Source organism: Amazonocrinis nigriterrae CENA67 (assembly GCF_016056305.1).
In the GTDB taxonomy this organism is placed as follows: domain Bacteria; phylum Cyanobacteriota; class Cyanobacteriia; order Cyanobacteriales; family Nostocaceae; genus Amazonocrinis; species Amazonocrinis nigriterrae.
In genome coordinates, this window is record NZ_JAECZC010000006.1 from 24,293 (window position 1) to 44,409 (window position 20,117).

The following is a 20,117-nucleotide window of genomic DNA, read 5'->3' on the forward strand; positions in this document are numbered from 1 at the left end:
TTGTCCTTTGTCCGTTGTTTATTTTCTAATGACCAATGACCTATGACTAATGACCAATGACTAATCACAAAAAAGAGGGACAAGCCTGCTACCGCTGGCTAATCCCGTCTGCCGATCCTTAAAGAGAGGAGAACACTGATTAATAATATAACTTTGATTGAGAATAGATGTCAACTGTTAATGCAAATATTTTTCAATAAAAAAATCGTTGTAGATTTTCGCTGTCAGCTGTAGGCGCTAAAGAGTATTATGATGTTTCAGTTCTAGTACAATCAAAAGTGCTTATTTCTGGCTATGACGGCACAACTGCGTATTTACGTTCCACCCCATCCCCTAATCAAGCACTGGCTGGCAGTTGCCCGTGATGCTGCCACACCTTCAGTTTTATTTCGTAGTGCCATAACTGAATTGGGGCGATGGCTAACTTACGAAGCTGCGCGGGATTGGTTGCCGACTTTCGAGACAACAGTACAAAGTCCCTTAGATTCCTGTCCAGCAACTTTGATTAATCCAGAGATACCTGTGGCAGTTGTACCGATTTTACGAGCCGGGCTAGGATTACTAGAGGGGGCACAAACCTTGCTACCCTTGGCTTCGATTTATCATCTTGGTTTAGTACGAGATGAAGAAACGCTCTCAACTTCATGTTACTTAAACAAATTGCCAGAAAAATTTCACCCCGAAACACGGGTGTTAATTACCGATCCAATGTTGGCAACTGGAGGGTCGATCATGACGGCTATGTCAGAATTGACACAACGGGGTGTTGATCCAAGTTTGACGCGAATTGTTTGTGTAGTGGCAGCTCCACCGGCATTACAAAAATTGGGTGCTGCTTATCCTGGTTTAATAATTTACAGTGCTACCATCGATGAGACAGTCAACAGCAAAGGTTATATAGTACCAGGATTGGGAGATGCAGGCGATCGCATCTTTGGGACTTAAGCTAGTATGCAGCTAGGGAAAGAAATAGCTTAAATACAAGTAAAGGTTGCAAGGTTTCTTCAAGGCGGTAAAGTTATGAGTCAACGCGATGGTTTTGCCAGTGGTTTTATAGCAGGAGCTTTTGTAGGCGGTATAGTTGGTGGTATTCTAGGCGCTGTGCTTGCTTCTCGACAAAATGCAGAATTGCCGGTCGAGGAGGATGTAGAACAAAATAACACCACAGCAAGTCCGAAAAAAGTATCAGCCAAACGCCGTCAGATGATAGCCCCAGATGGTGAGGGTCTACAAATGGAAACGGCGCGGCGATCGCTAGAAGATAAAATTGCCCAGCTGAATGCGACAATTGATGAAGTGCGGAAGCATTTGGGTAATGTCAATGGTAGTTCAACCCAGTCTGTTGGCGATCGCTCCCTCACCAAAGATTCTTAAGGTCTTTCACAAAATAGCAGAAGTGCTAAGGGTGGTTAATACGGCAACAATCTGCAAACGTCATAGCGTAGACTAAATTAAAATCAAAGATAAGGCCCATTTTGACACTTAGCAGGAAACCAAACTATCCATGAATTTACTGTTCAACACCCTAGCGACCTTCTTAACCATTTATAGCTATTTGCTAATTATTCGGGTTTTGTTGACCTGGTTCCCCACTATTAACTGGTATAACCAACCATTTACCGCTTTGAGCCAGATAACTGACCCCTATTTGAATCTTTTCCGCTCAATTATCCCACCCTTGGGCGGTATGGATTTTTCTCCTATCCTAGCTTTCTTAGTGCTTTCTTTAGCTGGTCAATTTCTAGGTACCTTGGCTACCTTGACGTTTGCACAGGGATTTTAGTTACGAACGCTATAGAGACGTTGACTTCAACAGCGTCTCTACAATCTTTCTATTTTAGATTTTGGTGAGGCAGTACGGTCTTGGGGTCTCCCCAAGTGGAGTAACTGCCGAACCCGAAGGGATTTTGGATTTTGGATTAAGAGGTTATTTATAAAGTAAAAATAAAATTCCTGTAGGGTGTGTTAGGCGCATATTTTCGATATGATTGCGAGGAAAAATTATCAAAGCGCCTAACGCACCACCACGCCAATACGGTGCGTTAGGCGTTCCGCCACAACACACCCTACTTAAGATTTACTACAATCTTTCTATTTTAGATTTTGGATTAAAGGTCTTGATGTAAAATTTGTAAAAAAGATAATATATTTTTCTTAGTGTCTTAGTGTCTTGGTGAGGTAGTCCGGTCTTGGGGGTTTCCCCCAGAGGAACTACTGAACCCGGAGGGTGGTTCAAAGTCAATTTTTTAACCACAAAGACACTAAGACACGAAGGTAGAAAGCCCAAAATTCGGCTAGTGAGATTACTTACGGACTTGACCGCTAAATCCTGCGGCTTTAAATTGTTTCAGTTTCAAAGGTAACGGCTGATTCGCAGGTACAGAAATTCGCAACTCAAAATCACTGATTCCTGGTGGAACTTCGGCAATGGAACCAAGACGGGTGCGATTTTGCATCACCGAGTCGTTGTTGGCATCATAGATACGCCCAAAGATATCTGCATCATAAACTGTTTTATAAGTGCCATTTTCCGCTTTACCAGTGACAATAAAACAATTGGCAGCTGCCGCACTACCGCCACTGGTGACAGCTCCTTGTGCCAATTCTGGCGGACAATCTTGATAGGAAAGATCAAATAGCTTAATCTGTGTCAGCGCTACAGCTGGGGGAGTAAACACCCACGACAGACACGCGATAAGTAAGGAAATTAAGATGACTGTGAGTGAGCGCAACCGCATAAAAGATTCCGTGACTTTAATCTAACAATGACGCAACTTGTAACCTCAGCTTACCTGAATTTCAGGACTAAGGGACTGACAATTGAAAAAATATGATGACTGTTGACTGATGACAACTGACAACTGACAACTGACACTTTTGTAATAATTAGGTTAACTACTTACTCTCAGTTGCTATTAACTTATGACACCAGATGAGATTGAAGCAGCATTGCAAGCAGCCTTTAATAGTTGTGATGCAGCCAGCTGTCCTCTCACTGAGACGCAAAAACAGATATTACTGCAACTATTCGACCAATTTCAGGGAAACTCTAGATATAGAATGTCAGATGTTCCTAATCCCTTAGACGAACTCACGCCAGAGGAATTGGAAATATTTTTACAGTTCGTCAAGACAGAGGAACAACAAAACCGCACTTGGAAAGTACAATTACTCAACGACTGGCTACACAACAACGACTCTAAAGAAGTGCAGTTTATCCGCGATCGCTATGGTTTACAATGGCTCAATCGTGTAGAATCATATCACTTTGATAAGTATTCTTACTTGGAGGATGCACTCAAACTCAGAGTAGGCGATCGCATTGAAGTTTCTAATGCACTGTGGGAATGGGTACAAGAGGATGGCCCCTGTAAGCGGGAATGGTTCCCCTGCATGGTTCTTGAGGTGAATGAAATTAGCGATGGCGATGACTCCTCTACCAATTGCCTCATCCGCTTTTACAACGGTGCTGAGTATGAAATTCAAGGCGTCTACGAATGGAATCGCTACAATTGGCGCTGGCCGAATAATTCGTAATTCGTAAGGAGAAACTGGATTTTCACTCAGCACTCAGCACTTAGCACTCAGCACTCAGCACTTAGCACTCAGCACTTTTATAATTCTGCCTATTGCCAATTTCCTACCAAAACATAAGGTGCCCAATAATAAGGATGTGGCGGTAGATTCTTTAATTCTGGAAAAGGCGGATTTAGCTTTAAAGATTCTAACAGTGATAGTTGAGCGTTTCTCAGAGCATCTGCTTGTTTGCCTCCTGGTTTTTTCAGATTTTGGTAAAATTCACCCATGAATTTGGCGGTGGAAGCATCTCCAACAGGCCAAAGACTAGCAAGGGTACTACGTGCGCCTGAACGAACAGCCATTCCTGCTAAGCCTAAGACAGCCCTTTCATCTCCTGTTGCGGTTTCGCAGGCACTCAGTACCAATAGTTCTACAGCTTTTCCTGGTTCTTTTAACAAAGTACTTAACTCATTAATGCTGATACTTTGACCATCCCCTGTAATAATAAAATTCTTCTGGGGATTAGAACTAAATAGCCCGTGAGTTGCTAAGTGGACAACAGGGAAATTTAATTTCAACTGTTTTTGAATCGTCTTTGCTGTAAAGTCTCGATTGAGTAACTTCTCGGAAGCAGGAAAAGTTTGTTTAATCTGGTCTAATTCCTTTGGCACATTAACCAGTGCGGCAAAAAATTCTCCTTGTACCTGAATTTGCTCACTGACTCCAGCTGCTAAGACTTTAATCTGTTGCTTTTCCAATCGTTGAGGATTGATCAGTTGTAGACTAGGAACCAGTGCCACACTATATTTTTCGATCAGATAATTTTGTCCATCGTAGAGTGCAGCTATTGGCACTCTTTGCAATCTACCATTTAATACAAATACTAAATTTTTGATTTGGTTGCTATTTAGCTGAGTCTCGAAAGGTCTAATTAACCAGTTATAAATTTGTTCAAAAGTTGGTAAAAGCGTTTGGAGGTTTTCCTTTAATTCTCTTGGGTTGGGATTAGAAGTAGATAGGATATTTCGTGCAGAGTCATTGATAGTTACGTTGTCTAAATAATCGTAAAGCCTATCTAAAGTGTCATTTATTTCTTGCTCATTAATAGGAATTACAATTTCTTGCAAAGATTTTCCCGACAAGGAAAGAATCACTTCTAAGCGATCTGGGAATACAATAGGATAAATTACAGCTGCGGTGGAATCAATACTATCAATTTGCACTGCCACATTTGCGGCTTCGGAACAGGGGTCTTGAAAAAAGTTATCTAGTTCTGCTAATTGCAGAGACTCTATCACTTGACGGGCTAACTCTAAACGTTTTTGAGGTTTGTTTGTGTTTGACTTTTCCTGTTTAATGCTGGGATTTGGCACTATTAGGGAATTTAATTCATCATCGCTGAGATTTGATTGCAAGAGCAAATCTGCTAATTCTAAATAAACAGGTTTAACCTCTTGGAGAAAGTCAAATTGGACATCTTGATTGTTGGCGTTTAAATCACTGCGTAGGGATTGGAGAGTGTTGAAGGCGGCAGTATAAGCTGCGATCGCGCCTTTAAAATCTGCCTGTTTCCGCAGTAAAGTTCCTAACTGAGATTGCCAAAGATAAGTAATTTCCCTAGCATCACCATTGATATTTTCTTCCTGGGCTAAAATCAATGCTTGCTGAGTCAGTTTAGTTGCCTGACTGAATTGTCCCTGCTTGAGGTAAAGTTTACCCAAGTAGCCGAGAGTGTAGGTTTCGGCTCGTTTATCCTGTAGGATACGCGCCTGTTGTAGTGCATTCTCTAATAAAGGTTCAACTTTGTTGATTTGGGCGTTTTGTATCAAAGATTCTGCAAAGTTAATCTGGGCATAAATTGCCGCACGACTGGGAGCAAGAGTAGCTAAATTGGGTGTAATTTGATTTTGCAATGTTAGTGCATCTTGGTTTAACTGCAAGTCTAGCCGAGAGACAAAATCTTTTGCCCGTTGGATTAATTGAGATTCAGAAAATCGTGACCAAGAAACAATCCGGCGATTGGTTTGGTCACGCCACCATCTTTGCATCTCTAGTAATAGCTGGAAGTGATTGAGTTGCGCTTGAATTTTGGGAATTGGTGGCGCTGATGCTATATTTGCAGCTTGGATATAGTAGTTGAAAGCTTGTTGGTAAGGTGCTAGAGCATCGGTGAGAGATTGGCGATCAATAATTTCCGTGACCACATCATAATCCCAGCGATCGCGGATTTGGTTACCTAAAACGCGTTCGGTATTGCCTAAACTGAGTAATACAGCACTTTTTTGGGGCGATTCGGGAATTGAGGACAGACTTAACTGCAAGATTTCTTGAGACTTTGCCAATAACCCTTGTCTGCGTAGGACATCACCGAGGCTATGCAAGCCAATAGCTTGAGTCAAAGTCAGAGAACCGCGCTGTTGAGCAAGGGTTTTATAGAGTTGCTCGATTTGGGTTTGACTACAGTCAGGATTTTTGATATCAAAAGCTTCGAGTAAAGTCTTACAAGCTTTGGGATAAAGTCCTAAATCTTGCAAAGCTTGGGATTTATTGATTAGGCTCTTGCTCATCCTCTCGCGATCGCCTATTTTTTGATAAGCTTCAGCCGCTGCTTGCCATAACTTTGCAGCTGCTTCTAAGTCGCCTATATTATAGCTTTGTTGACCTTCCCTTGCTAGGGACTGGGGATTGGGAGAATTTGACCAAGCGGGGATAGTGAAACTAGATAACAGTCCGAATAAGGCTGAAAGGATGAAGATTAATAAACGACGGTATTTTTTATAAATCATTTTTGTCAGTTGTCAGTTGTCAGTTGTCAGTCCCCAGTCCCCATCGCCCCTTATCCCCAGAGGGGGCCCCGAGTTCCCCAATCCCCAATATCAAAACGCTTTGTACTGCAATTGAAAATACAGGCCGTTTTCTTGCCATGTGCGCTTGTTCGTATCAATATTCACTAAAGGAATACCCCAATCTAGCCGTGCTGTGAATCTATCCCCCATTTGCCAAAGTAAACCTAATCCTGAGCCTACCAATGTATTTGACTGGGGATTTTCTCTACCTGTATTCCAGACAGTACCAACATCGATAAAGGGTGCAACCTGCAAAGTTCCTTGTACTTCTTTGAAGCGGACGATGGGTAATCGCAATTCTGCGGAAGCGAAAATGCCATTATCCGCAAGTAAGGCATCTTGGCGATAACCCCGCACTGTTCCTTGACCTCCCAAACTAAACTGTTCGATGGAAAGCAAAGAGTTAGCTGCTAATTGCACATTAGAACGCAATAATAATGTTGGGCCGATGCCTTCGGCAACGTCTTCGACGAACGCATTTTGTCCTTTTGTCTGACCCAGGCGGCGCAAATAAATCACTTGTCCCCGCCAGAGAAAATACCGGCTATCTGGTTCGTTGTTATTAACCGTGGCGTCAAAGGCTCCAATCCCCAGATTCAACTCGGAACGAGCAGCTAATACTTCTTGACGACTCCGCTGTAGCCATTCTTGAGCAAAACTCAACTCAGATATGCGAGTTTTTCCTTGATTATCAGCACCAGGAAACAGAGGAAAATCAACTCCTTTAATGGAAGAATTACTTAAGCGTCTAGCTGCCGTTAAACTTAACGTGAGTTCTTGGCTGAACTCTGGGGTGGCTCTTTGCAAAACTGGCTGACGAAAGGATAGTTCAAACTCACGAGAATTTACCCCGATATCTAAACCATTAAAAGGAGGTTCAATAATTTTGTTGTTGACAATGCGAAAGTTAAAGTTAATACTGCCATTGCGCGGATTCACTGGCAAACTATAACCACCCTCAAAGCTATTACTACCATCGGTATTTTTGTAGGCAAAACTCAACTGATCACCGATTCCAGAGAGGCTAGCTTCTGATAATGCGATGCCGCGCTCAAAACTACCAACACTGGGGTTGCGGTTATTATTAATACTTAGTTTGGTAGTGAAAGTGTCCGCTGCCTTAATCGTGACTGCTAGGGAATTGACACCTGGTCTAGTGCCAGCGGTGAGTTCAGCATCTAAACTTGCAATCAGGGGATTAAGTTGCAGCAATTGCAAAGCTTCTTGCAAACGATTAATATTCAATGGTTTGGCAGTAGCGATCGCAATGCGACTGCGGACATAATTTGGATTCAACCGTCCTTGGATAACGTTGACCTGGATATCTTCCAAGCTGCCTTCTACTACCTGAATTTTAATGATATCTGAGCGGAACTCTTGAGTTGGGATGTAGGCACCAGAAGTAATGTAGCCTTTCTTGACGTAGAATTGGGTGATTTGATTGGCGGCTTTGAGAAGTTCAGAAAAAGTAATGGGTTTGCCTGTATAATCTGCGATCGCAGAGTTTAACTCTTTTTGGCTGAATGCAGTATTGCCGACAAACTCGAACTTTTGCACAGTAATACTTCCGGGAATGTCCAAAGTTTCTTGTGGGGTTGGTGGTGCTGTCGGTGGTATTTGGATGGGTGGCTTTGTTGGAGGTAAAGGAATAGGTAGAGGTTGTTCTGGGGTGACAGGATCAATCGACTGTCCCCAAGCAGAGTTTGCACCATATAACAGATGCAGGAGCAGCATGAGAGTAAAACAAGAAGATAAAAAAAATCTCTGTCGCCAAACATTCAACCTCCCCCCTAAAATCTCCTGTACAGCAGTTTTTAGACTACACTCTTGCATTCTCCTCTGCGACTCTGCGACTCTGCGTGCCATAAAAAAATCTGGTTCATCACCAACTCATCCCACCCCATCCCCAACTTTATCTAATTCCCATGACAGTTAGATGAGGTTAACCCAGAACTATAGGGAGTAGGATTAGGTGTTTGGCTGGCGAGAACCACCACCCCTTGAGCGTTCACATACCAACCTCGTGCAGCAGGTGGTAGTTGCGAGTTATTCTGCGGCTCTGTTGCAGCAGTGGGAACAGCAGAATCAAAACTAATCAAAGCTCCACTAGTTAGCTGTTCACTCGGCCGAGGTGGCAATCCTCCACGTCCGGTGATGGTAAATTCGCTTCTATTTTGTGTTGTTGTTGCTCGACAAGCTTGAGCTACCACTTGTTCAGGTTTCGCTACCTCTTGGGGTAAATCGACAATTTCAAAGTTATTTTCTGCCTCTGGTGTAATAATCCTGATTTGTCCAGCGATTCCGAGTTGCGAACTAGCAGTAATCTCACAAGTCGGACACACAAAGAATCCTCTGGTGTTGATGCTGATATTTCCTCCCCTTCCTTCGACAGCATCGGCAGTAATCTTACTGCCTTCTAACAGCGTGACGAAGTTGGCGGGACTAAAACCAGTAATATCGATGTTGCCGCCGTTTCCACTACCATCTGCGGTGGCAGATATCTGACTGTTATGGCGCATGAGTAAGGAATTTGTTTGTAGGAAGATGTTGCCACCTTCACCAGAAGTGGTAGCAGCAGAAATGATTCCTTGATTATCTAACAGAATGGAGTTAGCTACGACTCGCAGATTCCCAGCATTTCCTGGGCCTAGACTTTCCACGTCAATTCTTGCCCCATCCCGAATAATCAATTTGTCCGTAAAAACGTTGATGTCGCCGGAAGCACCCGTTGCTTTCAGTTCTGGCAAGTTAGCACGTCCAGCAGCAGCCGATAAGCCACCTAGAGTTAAGTTTCCGATTGAGGTACCACTTAGTTCTACTGATTCGGAGGCGTTGACGGTTAAGGTTCCGCCTTGGCCAGCATTTAAAGTTGCTGTTGATGCATCTGCCCCATCGCGAAGAATCAGCTTCTTTGTGGAAACTGTCAAGTTCCCTGAGCGAGATGGGCTAAAACCTGAGGTGCCTAAACCACTGGGAAACCTGGGATCGGGTTGCACGCCAGCTATTTCTACAGATTCGCGGGCATTGAGGACTACATTGCCCCCTGGCCCCCCAAGGGGGATGGCGCCATTCGGTAGAGAAGCTCCTGTATTGCTGGCAATTACCCCTTGTCGTATAGACACTTTGCCTGTGTTAATGCTGATGTCGCCGCCCTTACCCGTACCGTAGGTAGTATTGGTGTAGATGCCACTTAAAAGAACGGCTCCAGGTGGGGTTCTCTGCACTTGTATAGTGTCGGCAGCATTAATGTCCACATTCCCGCCCGCGCCATTACCCAAGGTAGCACTAATAATGATGCCGCCATCTTGCAAACCCAATTGCTTAGTATTAATTGTGATATTACCACCTGTACCAGTACTGCCACGAGTACTGCCTGCAAGAATGCCAGAGCCGTTCACTTGGAAATCGGAGGTATTGATGTTAACATTTCCTCCTACCCCCTGAGTAAATGTGGCGTTAAATATGATTGCGCCGTTGTTCATGATCAGGGAGGGAGTCTCAAGATTGAGGTTGCCTGAAGTACCCGCACCTACAGTTTCAGTGAATATACCCGTTCCCCGGTCAGTGGGTTTGATTATCCCCAACAGCGCTCCTATTGGAAAAGTCCGTTGAAACTCCTCATATCCAGTTCCTGATATTTGTACTGAGTTGGCAGCTTTGATATCAATATTTCCTCCTGTACCATCACCCAAAGTGGTTGCAGATAAGTATGCGCGATCGCTGACCATCAACTTACCAGCCTCAATCGTCAAGTTGCCACCTGCTCCCGCACCAAAAGTTGCCGCTGTGATGTTGCTGAATTGACTGGGGTTAAATGGTGAATATCCCGACATTTGCAAAGAATCAGCAGCTTTGATATCAATATTTCCACCAGGAGCAGCGGTATAAGTTGCCGTAGATATGGCTGCTCCATCCTGAACCACTAAGCGGGGAGTAGTAACAGTAATATCTCCGCTTTTGCCACCGCCGATAGTTTCTGTAAATAAGTTGCTGGAAATTTGCCCATCTGCTGTGGTTCCCACTAAGGACAAGGACTCGGAGGCATTGACGTTAATATTGCCTGCTGATTGCGCTCCTTGGGTTTGAATTAACACGACTGAGCCATCGGCAATGGAGATGTTTCGCCCTTGCAACTGAATTGAGCCACTACCAGGGCCACTGGTATCTGCTAGGGCTTTTTGAGATAGGGCAATATCCTGGAAGTTTGTCACGTTCTCATAACTTAAATTCCACCCTTGGGCATTGGGATTGAGACTGACTAAACCTCCTGCCACACTACCTAAATCAATGCGTCCACCCTCGGCTTTTAGTGTTCCACCTTCTGAGATAATCCCTCCTCCTACCAAGGCTAGGGTATTACCTGGCTTCACTTCCAGTCCGGTGGTGTTTCCCCTAGTAAAAGGCGAGAATATGGGACTTTGCAAACTGAGGTTGTGTCCCTGACCTTGGATACGAATCGCTTGCGGATTCTGCCCAAATTGCAAGCCAATTGGCACACTAATTGTTAGTAGAGGGGAAACTGAAGTGTCAGTGGCACTAAATTCTACACCATCAGCAAATTTGAGGCTATTGGCTGTACTCGCCAAAAACGAGCCTCCAATATCGAGTCGGGCATTAGCACCAAAGTTAATGCCGCTGGGATTGATTAAGATGAAATTCGCACCGTAGTTTTCTTTGATTAAGCCATCAATATTAGAAATTGAACCACCTGTTATCCGGTTGATGATGTTAGTAATATTGTTTAAGTTGCTGGTGTTGTTGAAAAAAGCCTGGCCACCAGTGGGGACAGAAAATTCTCGAAAGCTATGGAAAAGGTTGTTACCAACTTGTGTCCCTCCAGTAATTTCAAAGTTGTTACCAGATTGACTAACATTGCTAGGTAGTGTATTATCTGGTGAAATCTGTGCTAAGGCTGATGAAGTAGCAGTTACACAGCAAATCGATGCAGCGAGACTAATTAAAATTCGGCCAGGGACTTGTTTCATTTGAAATCGGGAACAATTAATCCCACTGGAAAATTACTTAAGTTTTTTTTAGTTTAATATAAGTAAATTCAACTAAAAGTAATAATAATACTGAGTCTATATTCCAGCGTCAATTTTGGTCAAGAAAAGGAGTTAAGTAATATGAACAAGTGGCAGTCTTGGGTAACTGTAGGGACGATGCCAATATTAACTCTGGGTGCTGTAGCAGCCCTTTCTATGCCCAGCAGAGCTAGTAACAACGTGCAAGTCACCTGCAAGACTAACGCCAGTATTCCAACGGTAATTGTGACTTTGGTTAAAGATGGAATTACCAAAGATTACCCAATTTTGAAGTTTATCCCGGAATATTTCTCAGCCACCGATGCTGTGCAAAACTGTCAGAATGCAGCTAAAAGTTTGCAAGTTGCCTATGATACGGGTAGTTCTCAATATTTGACAAGTGACAAGCTTGGCAATCAACCTGTTGTCTGTGCTATAGCCCGTAGGGGTATCGGCTGCAATCATTACAGCGCTCAGGTTTTATTTAGTTTGAAGTCAACTGATAACCCTTCCCAAGCTTTATACGAAATGTTGGGTAGCGATTTTAAGCAAGCCCAGCCTCCTGATGTACGGACTATTAGCCGTACTTATACGGATACTAAACCTTTTTGGTGGCCTTTTTAATTGGAACAAACTTGCTTAGCTAGTACAGCAGCCTGGTAATCAGGTTTTAGCTTCAGAGCTTGATCGAAAGCCGCCATCGCTCTAGTAGTTTGGCGAAATTTACACAGGCTTAGTCCCAGATAATACCAGGTTTCAGCTTTTTGATTATTAGTAAGCTGGGGACGATCTAAAAGCTGATAAAATTGAGCGATCGCTTGATCGTCTCGATTTAAGCCTTGCAGTGCGATGCCTTTACCCCGCAAAGCCGCAAAGTACTTGGGATTGTATTTTAATGACTGCTCATAGGCTTCTAGAGCGGCTTGGTACTGTTGTTTTTGCAATAACACCTTCGCTTGATAGCTAAAAGCAATGGCTAACTCTTGGGCGCTTCCATTTTGAGGTTCAACTTTTAAAAGCTTAATTGCTTGATTAACGGCACCGAGCGCTTTGTCTTGTTGTTTCGATGCTATTAGTACTTCGGTTTTATTAATCCAGAATACAGGATCTTTCGAGTTGAGCATAATCGCTTGCTCAAAGGCCGCGATCGCTTCATTATATTGTTTGAGATTGTATAGGGCTTCTCCTCGGCAATTCCAAGCATAAACAGCTTCTGGGTTAATTAGAGTCGCTGTGGAGCAAGACTGTAGCATTTGCTTGTAGTCTTTCATGCGAGCTAGTGCATAGCCCCGGTTAGTCCAAGATTGGTAGTAGTTGCTGTCGATTTTTAGAATATTGTTGTATTGTGCGATCGCCTGTTGATATTCTCCTTGGTACAATAACTCATTGCCTCTTTTAAAAATTATTTCTATTTGTAACCATTTAAATACACTAAACCCTAAGACCATCAACCCAGAACCACACAGCATCAAACCAGCTATTGCAACTAACACCCAAAATCGTTGAGTTACTCTAGATTCAGGTGGAGCGGTAGCGCCGTAATTCCAAGTATTAGATGATGTAATCGGATTGTTATATATAGTTGTTTCTGCAAATGAGGGATCAAGTATTTTATCTAATTCCTGCTCTACCCAATTGAGATTAAATACTGATTGGTAAATGCGGTTTCCCAATTTCAACGAGTCTTGTTGTTGTACTACCAATCCTAAATGCAATAGTTGTGTCTGTTGTGGACTGTGATCAATTGCAACTTCACCTTGTTGCCAAACAAGCTTGTATAGTTCCAGCAGTAATAATGGGTCGCATTGCTGATTGTGAATAATACTTTCTCTAAGTTCTTGTAAATGCTCAGCCGCCAGTTGATTTTCCCCATCATTAATCAAGCGGGTTTGTACTAGCTGTTGCACTGTTGCTGCTTCTTTCCCTGGGGCAATTATACCTTCTGATTCTGCAATCAATTGACAAAGCTTTTGGGTGAGTATCGGTTGTCCATCTGTCCAGAACAACACTTCTGCCAGCACGACTTCCGGACAATTAGCTTTTTCATCTAATTTGAATAATTTGATGGTGTTGTAGCTAAACAATCTGAACTGGGATAGTTCTAACTCTACCCAATTGAGATTGAACACTGATTGGTAAATGCGGTTTCCCAATTTCAACAAGTCTTGTTGTTGCACTACCAATCCTAAATGCAATAGTTGTGTCTGTTGTGGACTGTGATCTCTTGCAATTTCACCTTGTTGCCAAACAAGTTTATACAGTTCCAACAATAATAATGGGTCGCATTGCTGATTGTGGATAATACTTTCTCTAATTTCTTGTAAATGCTCAGCCGCCAGTTGATTTTCCCAATCATTAATCAAGCGGGTTTGTACTAACTGTTGCACTGTTGCTGCTTCTTTCCCTGGGGCAATTATGCTTTCTGATTCTGCTAGCAATTGACAAAGCTTTTGGGTGAGAATTGGTTGACCATCTGTCCAGAACAACACTTCTGCCAGCACGACTTCCGGACAATTAGCTTTTTCATCTAATTTGAATAGTTTGATGGTGTTGTAGCTAAACAATCTGAACTGGGATAGTTCTAACTCTACCCAATTGAGATTAAATACTGATTGGTAAATGCGGTTTCCCAATTTCAACAAGTCTTGTTGTTGCACTACCAATCCTAAATGCAATAGTTGTGTCTGTTGTGGACTGTGATCAATTGCAACTTCACCTTGTTGCCAAACAAGCTTGTATAGTTCCAGCAATAATAATGGGTCGCATTGCTGATGATGAATAATACTTTCTCTAATTTCTTGTAAATGCTCAGCCGCCAGTTGATTTTCCCAATCATTAATTAAGCGGGTTTGTACTAACTGTTGCACTGTTGCTGCTTCTTTCCCTGGGGCAATTATACCTTCTGATTCTGCAATCAATTGACAAAGCTTTTGGGTGAGTATCGGTTGTCCATCTGTCCAGAACAACACTTCTGCCAGCACGACTTCCGGACAATTAGCTTTTTCATCTAACTTGAATAGTTTGATGGTGCTGCGGCTAAACAGTCTGAAGTTGGATGATTCTTGCTCTACCAACTTGGGAGCTAAAAGCGATTGTTCAATGGAGTTGGAGGTTTCCAAATTGTTCTGCTGTGGCACTACCATTCCCAAGTGTAATTGTTCTAACTGCATTAAACTTTCATGGTTTGAGGCTTTTTCCTGCTGCCAGATGTGCTGCTGCAATTGACATGGCAAAGCAAGATGCTCCAAAAAAAATTTAATTGTAGTAGGTTTCAACCAACCTTTCAGTACAGCTAATTCGCCAAAGCGAAGATTATTCTGTGATTGTTCAGCGAGGATAGTTCTGATTTGGTGTTCATTTAACAGCCCAGCTTCTTCTAAATATTTACCCAATGGCTGTTTTGGTTTCTGATTCAGTAGAACCGTCCACTGCTGAGAGAAAAAATCAGCTGTTTTTTGTTTCAGCCATCCATGGGAGGCTAGAATTTCACCGAATCGCAACCCATGAAATAGTGTTTGCTCTTTGAGAGCAATTTCTATCTGTTCAGATGAAATCAGGTCAGCCTGTTGTAAAACTTTACCAAGCGGCTTCATAAACAAAGCAAATATTAAACTATAAAAATAGTAAAATGGATTAATTTTTCATTTGATATTAGTCCATTATTCTACCATTCACGTAACATTTTTGACTATTATAAATTATTAATTAATACCAAGTCATGAAGAGGGTGTAGGGGGTAGGAGGTAGGAAACCCCATAATTAAAATCAGGGGTTTTCGCTCCAAGGACACTCGTATTTTGAGACACATAGTGCGAGAAATGCATTTTTCTTTTTCTTCGATATTTAAGAATAGTTGCTCTGTATCCATTATTCGGGGCTAGGTTCTTTCCCCCACACCCCACACCCTACACCCTACACCCCACCCCAATAGGGCATGGTCAGGGGGTCTAAAGGTAATGGCACTCTTTCTTATTCAGGGTAAATCCTTGATATTACTCATTTTCAGTCAAAACTCTGTTTCTTTTTGCCTCAGGTTAATACATGTTACATTCAAGCTTAAGGTTATTGATGGTACTCTACGTCTAATTTCAATAATCAGCCAAAAAATAAGTATAATTAGCTACTAAATATTTAATTCAACTTGTGTTGGCGACAACTTGATGCTGGAACTTTGGAAAGTCCTTCTTGCTTATAAACAGTTTGTGCCCCACGGTCATTGCTATCTTTGGAAACCAGATTTAGTAGGGCTGCATATTGCATCCGACTTTTTAATTGCACTTGCTTATTATTCAATTCCGGTGACGCTACTTTATTTGGTTCGCAAGCGTCAAGATTTGCCATTCAACTGGATATTTCGGCTGTTTGCTACATTTATTGTCACTTGTGGTACCACTCACCTGATGGAAATTTGGACACTGTGGTATCCTACCTATTGGCTAAGTGGTTGCATCAAAGCTATCACAGCTTTAGTATCAATTTACACGTTATTTTCTTTAATACAGTTGATACCAAAACTCCTTGCTTTGCCTAGTTCTGCACAACTGGAGGTAGCCAACCAAAAACTGGAGTGTGAAATCAGGGAACGCAAACGAGCAGAAGAAGCCTTGCGTCATAGCGAACAACGCTGGCAATTAGCCATAGCAGGTACTAATGAGGCGATTTGGGATTGGGACATACCTACTAATGAAACCTTCCGGTCTGATCGTTGGTTCAAAATGTTGGGATACGATCGCCACGAACTGAGCAATAGCGATGATGAATGGGATAAACGCATTCATCCTGAGGATTATGAACGAGTAAATGCTGCTCAAACGGCTTATTTACTACGCAAAGTCAGCGATTACAACACAGAGTATCGGCTTTTGTGCAAAGATGGTAACTACAGATGGTTTAGATCGCGGGCACAAGCTGTTTGGGATGAGCAAGGAAATCCAGTGCGATTGGTTGGTTCACTGGCGGACGTGAGCGATCGCAAACAAGCAGAACTGGCACTACAAGAACGGGAAGCAATGTTGCGGCGGATTGGGGATAATCTGCCCAATGGCGCAGTTTATCAGGTAGTTCGCGAATTGGATGGGAGCGATCACTTTTCCTACTTGAGTGCAGGTATTGAGAGACTAATGGAAGTCAAGGCAGAAGATGCACTCCTAGATGCAAGTTTGCTGTATCGCCAGTTTATCCCAGAGGACGTGCCACACCTACAAACAGCAGTTGAACAATCCCGACAAAAAATGTCAATATTTGATATTCAACTGCGAATCCAAACGCCCAGTGGTAAGTTGAAATGGTTTCATTTTCGTTCCACCCCACGCCGCTTGCAGGATAGTCGCGTGGTTTGGGATGGGCTGGTGGTGGATGTCACCGCCCTCAAACGTACAGAAGAAAGGCTACGTAAGAGTAAATCCTTATTAGAAGAATCTCAGCGAGTTGCCCGTCTTGGTAATTGGGAATTTGATCTTGCTAGTCAAAAAATTACTTGGTCAAAGCAACTTTTTGAGCTTTTCAACAGAGATCCAGGTCAATCAGAACCAACTTATCAGGAAAATCTGCAACTGTATTACCCAGAAGATGCCGGAAAATTAGCCCAAGCCATTGAACGGGCAATTGCAACTGGCGAATCCTACAAGCTGATTTTGCGTGTGTCTCAATCTGACGGGTCTACTATGTATACCGAGGGCATTGGACATGCTGAATTGAACGCCAATGGAGAAGTGATTCGCCTTTATGGCACCGCCCAAGACGTTACTGAACGCCAAGCAGTACTCAACGAACTGCAACAAGCCCAAGAAAAACTGCGACGCAGTGAAACCCTGCTTGCTTCTGCTCAACATATTGCCCACATAGGCAGTTGGGAATGGCACTTAGAGCCGCAAAAGCAAATTTGGTCAACGGAAACCTTCCGTATTTTTGGTCTAAATCCCACTCAATCAGCGCCAACACAGGCGGAATTTATGCAGTTGGTTCACCCAGATGACCGCCCAGCTTTACAGACTCATTTTGTAGGGGCGATCGCTCAAGGAACTCCTTTCAATGTTGAATATCGCATTTTCCGTCTTGATGGTTCATTGCGCTACCTTGAGTCGAGAGCAGAGGTAGTTTATGATCCTCAAGAACGAACAGTTAGGTTGCATGGAGCGATTCTAGACATTACAGAACGTAAACAAACCGAGTTAGAAATCACCAAAAGCCGCGATTTGCTAGAAGCTGTCTATAACGAATCCGCTGATGCGCTGTTTTTGGTAGATCCAGAAACAGGACTCACAACTGATTGTAACAATCGGGCAGTAGAGTTATTCAAAGCCGCGAGCAAAGCTGAACTGATTGGGATTGCAGGCCACACTCTGCAAAAGGTGCAGTTTACCCCTGATGAGATAACCAGCGTTACAGAAGAAGTTAACCAGCAAGGTGTGTGGAGTCGAGAAATTGAATACGTCACCAAGCAGGGCAATTGTTTTTGGGGAAACATCGCAGTTAAACGAATCCAGGTTGTCGGTCAAGTGATGAATTTGGTGCGGGTTACTGATATCAGCGCCCGCAAGCGCGTGGAAGCAGAACGCCAACAGGTAGAAGCAGCCTTAGCCAAAAGTGAAGAACAACTGAGGCTGACGCTGGAATTTAACCAAATCGGAACCTGGGATTGGGATGTGCAAACAGGAGCTGTAATTTGGAACGACAATCACTTTCGCTTGCTAGGGTTAGAACCAGAAACATCAACAGCGAGTTATCAACTATGGCACGATGCTATTCATCCAGAGGATATCGACCGAGTTGAACAGATGATTGCCAACGCACTGGCCAAGCATATCGGTTATGAAGCTGAATATCGAGTAATTCATCCTAATGGCAAGGTGCGCTGGGTAACTGGCAAAGGACGTACTATTTACAACCAAGTAGGTAAACCTGTACGCATGTTGGGGGTCTTGATTGACATTAGCGATCGCGCTTTCGCAGAAGAAGCCTTGCGCTCAAGTGAGGCACGATTCCAGGCATTTATGGACAACAGCCCAGTACTAGCTTGGATCACAGATGCGGCTGGGCGTGTGCTTTACTTAAACCAAACCTACCTACGTACATTTAAATTACTATCAAACCAGGTGATTGGGCGATCCATCTTTGACCTCTACTCGACTGAAATTGCTCAGCAGCATTTCGATAACATTCAAACAGTCATACAGACAAATCAGGTACTTGAGGTGATTGAAATCTCTCCCCGACCAGATGGTACCCTTGGTGAATTCTTGGTATACAAATTCCCCATTCCCGGATTGTCTGCACAAAAGTTAGTAGGTAGGGTGGCTATTGATATTACAGAACGCAAGACTCTGGAGCGAGAACTGGCTCACAAGCAACAGTTATTGGATGCTTTCATTACCAGTGCCCCTGTGGGGATGACCGTCCTCGATCAAGAACTGCGTTACTCGTTGATTAATGAAGCATTGGCACAAATCAATGGTATTCCCGCAAAGGCACATATTGGCAAGACCCAGTGGGAGATTGTTCCGGATCTAGCACCAAAACAGGAAGAGGTTTTGCGCCATGTTTTGACCACAGGTGAACCAATTTTGGATTTTGAACTGAGTGGAGAAACTGCAAAGCTTCCCGGTGTGATTCGGACTTGGCTGGCTTCCTACTTTCCGATTTGCTCTGTTGACGCTAAACCCGTGGGAGTTGGCATTGTGGTTTTGGAAATTAGCGATCGCAAACGCGCTGAACAAATGCTAGAACTGCAAGCAGTAATTACCCGTAATATGGCGGAGGGAATTTGTTTGGTTAGCGCTGCTGATGGCAGCATTGTCTACGCCAATCCCAAATTCGAGCAAATGTTTGGCTATGCTCCTGATGAGCTAACACGGCAACATGTGTCAATTGTCAACTATGGAGATGAAAATATTTCCCCTGAAGATGTGAATCAGGCAATTAGAACTGCTGTTCTGCAACAGGGTGAAGCGACCTATGAAGTCCACAATGTGAAAAAAGATGGCACTCCTTTTTGGTCTAGCGCCACCACATGTGTTTTTGATCATCCTGAATATGGCAAAGTGCTTGTCGCTGTCCAACAAGACATCACCGAACAAAAACAAGCTCAAGAACAAATTAAAGCATCTCTGAAAGAAAAAGAAGTATTACTTAAAGAAATTCATCATCGCGTCAAGAATAATTTAGGAATTGTCAGCAGCTTACTGCAAATGCAGTGCAGACGTACAAAAGATGCTCAAGCCACAGCAATTCTCCGTGATAGCCAAAACCGCATTGCCTCGATTTCCTTGGTTCATGAAAAACTCTACCGCTCTGAAGATTTAGCTAATATAGATTTTGCTCAATATATTCCAGATTTAACCACTCATTTATTTGATTCTTACAATGTTAGTTCTAGCCAAATCAAGCTGAATATTCAAGTTGACGGGGCAAGTTTGGACATTGAAACGGCTATTCCTTGTGGTTTGATTATTAATGAACTAGTTTCTAATGCTTTGAAATACGCCTTTGTTGATGGTCGTGCAGGTGAAATATTGGTGAAGCTTTCTTGTGGGGGCGATCGCTATTTAACGCTGATTGTTCGAGATAATGGCGTCGGTCTACCTGCGGACTTTGATAGCAGAAAAGCTAAAACACTGGGTATTAGTCTGATCCAAGGATTAATCAAGCAGTTAAGAGGAAACCTTGAGATCAACTGCGAACAAGGAACAGAATTTAAAATTATTTTTCCAAAAGGCAAGGGTTGACCATC

At 43.1% G+C, this 20,117-nt stretch carries 11 protein-coding genes; 6 read left to right on the forward strand and 5 right to left on the reverse strand.

Annotated elements, in window-relative coordinates; genetic code table 11:
- Nucleotides 1–294: 294 nt before the first annotated feature.
- The 3 genes from upp to I8748_RS05115 all read left to right on the forward strand — a co-directional run bounded on the left by upp (nucleotide 295) and on the right by I8748_RS05115 (nucleotide 1,783).
- The gene (gene upp / locus I8748_RS05105; RefSeq protein WP_198123578.1) at nucleotides 295–945 is read left to right on the forward strand and encodes a uracil phosphoribosyltransferase; all 651 of its coding nucleotides are present in this window, start codon (nucleotides 295–297) and stop codon (nucleotides 943–945) included.
- A gap of 75 nt (nucleotides 946–1,020) precedes the next feature.
- Nucleotides 1,021–1,374 (forward strand): hypothetical protein, encoded by a 354-nt coding sequence (locus I8748_RS05110; RefSeq protein WP_198123579.1) that lies wholly within the window; start codon nucleotides 1,021–1,023, stop codon nucleotides 1,372–1,374.
- A gap of 130 nt (nucleotides 1,375–1,504) precedes the next feature.
- Complete coding sequence (locus I8748_RS05115; RefSeq protein WP_198123580.1) at nucleotides 1,505–1,783, forward strand: YggT family protein; 279 nt, start codon at nucleotides 1,505–1,507, stop codon at nucleotides 1,781–1,783.
- Nucleotides 1,784–2,303: 520 nt separating this feature from the next.
- Here I8748_RS05115 and I8748_RS05120 read toward each other — a convergent pair.
- On the reverse strand, nucleotides 2,304–2,738 hold the full coding sequence (locus I8748_RS05120; RefSeq protein ID WP_198123581.1) for a biotin carboxylase: 435 nt from the start codon (nucleotides 2,736–2,738) through the stop codon (nucleotides 2,304–2,306).
- A 184-nt stretch (nucleotides 2,739–2,922) separates the two neighbouring features.
- Between I8748_RS05120 and I8748_RS05125 the strand changes: the two genes are divergently transcribed.
- Nucleotides 2,923–3,537: a hypothetical protein gene (locus I8748_RS05125; protein WP_198123582.1), complete on the forward strand. Its 615-nt coding sequence runs from the start codon at nucleotides 2,923–2,925 to the stop codon at nucleotides 3,535–3,537.
- Nucleotides 3,538–3,626: 89 nt separating this feature from the next.
- Here I8748_RS05125 and I8748_RS05130 read toward each other — a convergent pair whose 3' ends face one another.
- From I8748_RS05130 to I8748_RS05140, 3 genes are all read right to left on the reverse strand, one after another.
- Nucleotides 3,627–6,305, reverse strand: a complete 2,679-nt coding sequence (locus I8748_RS05130; RefSeq protein ID WP_198123583.1) for a CHAT domain-containing protein — start codon at nucleotides 6,303–6,305, stop codon at nucleotides 3,627–3,629.
- Nucleotides 6,306–6,395: 90 nt separating this feature from the next.
- On the reverse strand, nucleotides 6,396–8,231 hold the full coding sequence (locus tag I8748_RS05135; RefSeq protein WP_225896320.1) for a ShlB/FhaC/HecB family hemolysin secretion/activation protein: 1,836 nt from the start codon (nucleotides 8,229–8,231) through the stop codon (nucleotides 6,396–6,398).
- Nucleotides 8,232–8,281: 50 nt separating this feature from the next.
- On the reverse strand, nucleotides 8,282–11,350 hold the full coding sequence (locus I8748_RS05140; protein ID WP_198123584.1) for a two-partner secretion domain-containing protein: 3,069 nt from the start codon (nucleotides 11,348–11,350) through the stop codon (nucleotides 8,282–8,284).
- Between the two features lie 141 nt (nucleotides 11,351–11,491).
- Between I8748_RS05140 and I8748_RS05145 the strand changes: the two genes are divergently transcribed.
- Nucleotides 11,492–12,013 (forward strand): COP23 domain-containing protein, encoded by a 522-nt coding sequence (locus I8748_RS05145; protein WP_198123585.1) that lies wholly within the window; start codon nucleotides 11,492–11,494, stop codon nucleotides 12,011–12,013.
- On the opposite strand, the gene I8748_RS05150 is transcribed toward I8748_RS05145, so the two are convergent.
- The gene (locus tag I8748_RS05150) at nucleotides 12,010–14,982 is read right to left on the reverse strand and encodes a tetratricopeptide repeat protein (RefSeq protein ID WP_225896321.1); all 2,973 of its coding nucleotides are present in this window, start codon (nucleotides 14,980–14,982) and stop codon (nucleotides 12,010–12,012) included. The genes I8748_RS05145 and I8748_RS05150 overlap by 4 nt on opposite strands.
- 567 nt (nucleotides 14,983–15,549) lie before the next feature.
- Between I8748_RS05150 and I8748_RS05155 the strand changes: the two genes are divergently transcribed.
- Nucleotides 15,550–20,112, forward strand: coding sequence for a PAS domain-containing protein (locus I8748_RS05155; RefSeq protein WP_198123586.1), 4,563 nt, complete (start codon nucleotides 15,550–15,552; stop codon nucleotides 20,110–20,112).
- The last annotated feature ends 5 nt before the right edge of the window (nucleotides 20,113–20,117 follow it).

Coding starts and splice junctions, on each gene's coding strand:
- upp (WP_198123578.1), top strand. CDS start 295: ATGACGGCACAACTGCGTATTTACGTTCCACCCCATCCCCTAATCAAG.
- I8748_RS05110 (WP_198123579.1), top strand. CDS start 1,021: ATGAGTCAACGCGATGGTTTTGCCAGTGGTTTTATAGCAGGAGCTTTT.
- I8748_RS05115 (WP_198123580.1), top strand. CDS start 1,505: ATGAATTTACTGTTCAACACCCTAGCGACCTTCTTAACCATTTATAGC.
- I8748_RS05120 (WP_198123581.1), bottom strand. CDS start 2,738: ATGCGGTTGCGCTCACTCACAGTCATCTTAATTTCCTTACTTATCGCG.
- I8748_RS05125 (WP_198123582.1), top strand. CDS start 2,923: ATGACACCAGATGAGATTGAAGCAGCATTGCAAGCAGCCTTTAATAGT.
- I8748_RS05130 (WP_198123583.1), bottom strand. CDS start 6,305: ATGATTTATAAAAAATACCGTCGTTTATTAATCTTCATCCTTTCAGCC.
- I8748_RS05135 (WP_225896320.1), bottom strand. CDS start 8,231: ATGGCACGCAGAGTCGCAGAGTCGCAGAGGAGAATGCAAGAGTGTAGT.
- I8748_RS05140 (WP_198123584.1), bottom strand. CDS start 11,350: ATGAAACAAGTCCCTGGCCGAATTTTAATTAGTCTCGCTGCATCGATT.
- I8748_RS05145 (WP_198123585.1), top strand. CDS start 11,492: ATGAACAAGTGGCAGTCTTGGGTAACTGTAGGGACGATGCCAATATTA.
- I8748_RS05150 (WP_225896321.1), bottom strand. CDS start 14,982: ATGAAGCCGCTTGGTAAAGTTTTACAACAGGCTGACCTGATTTCATCT.
- I8748_RS05155 (WP_198123586.1), top strand. CDS start 15,550: ATGCTGGAACTTTGGAAAGTCCTTCTTGCTTATAAACAGTTTGTGCCC.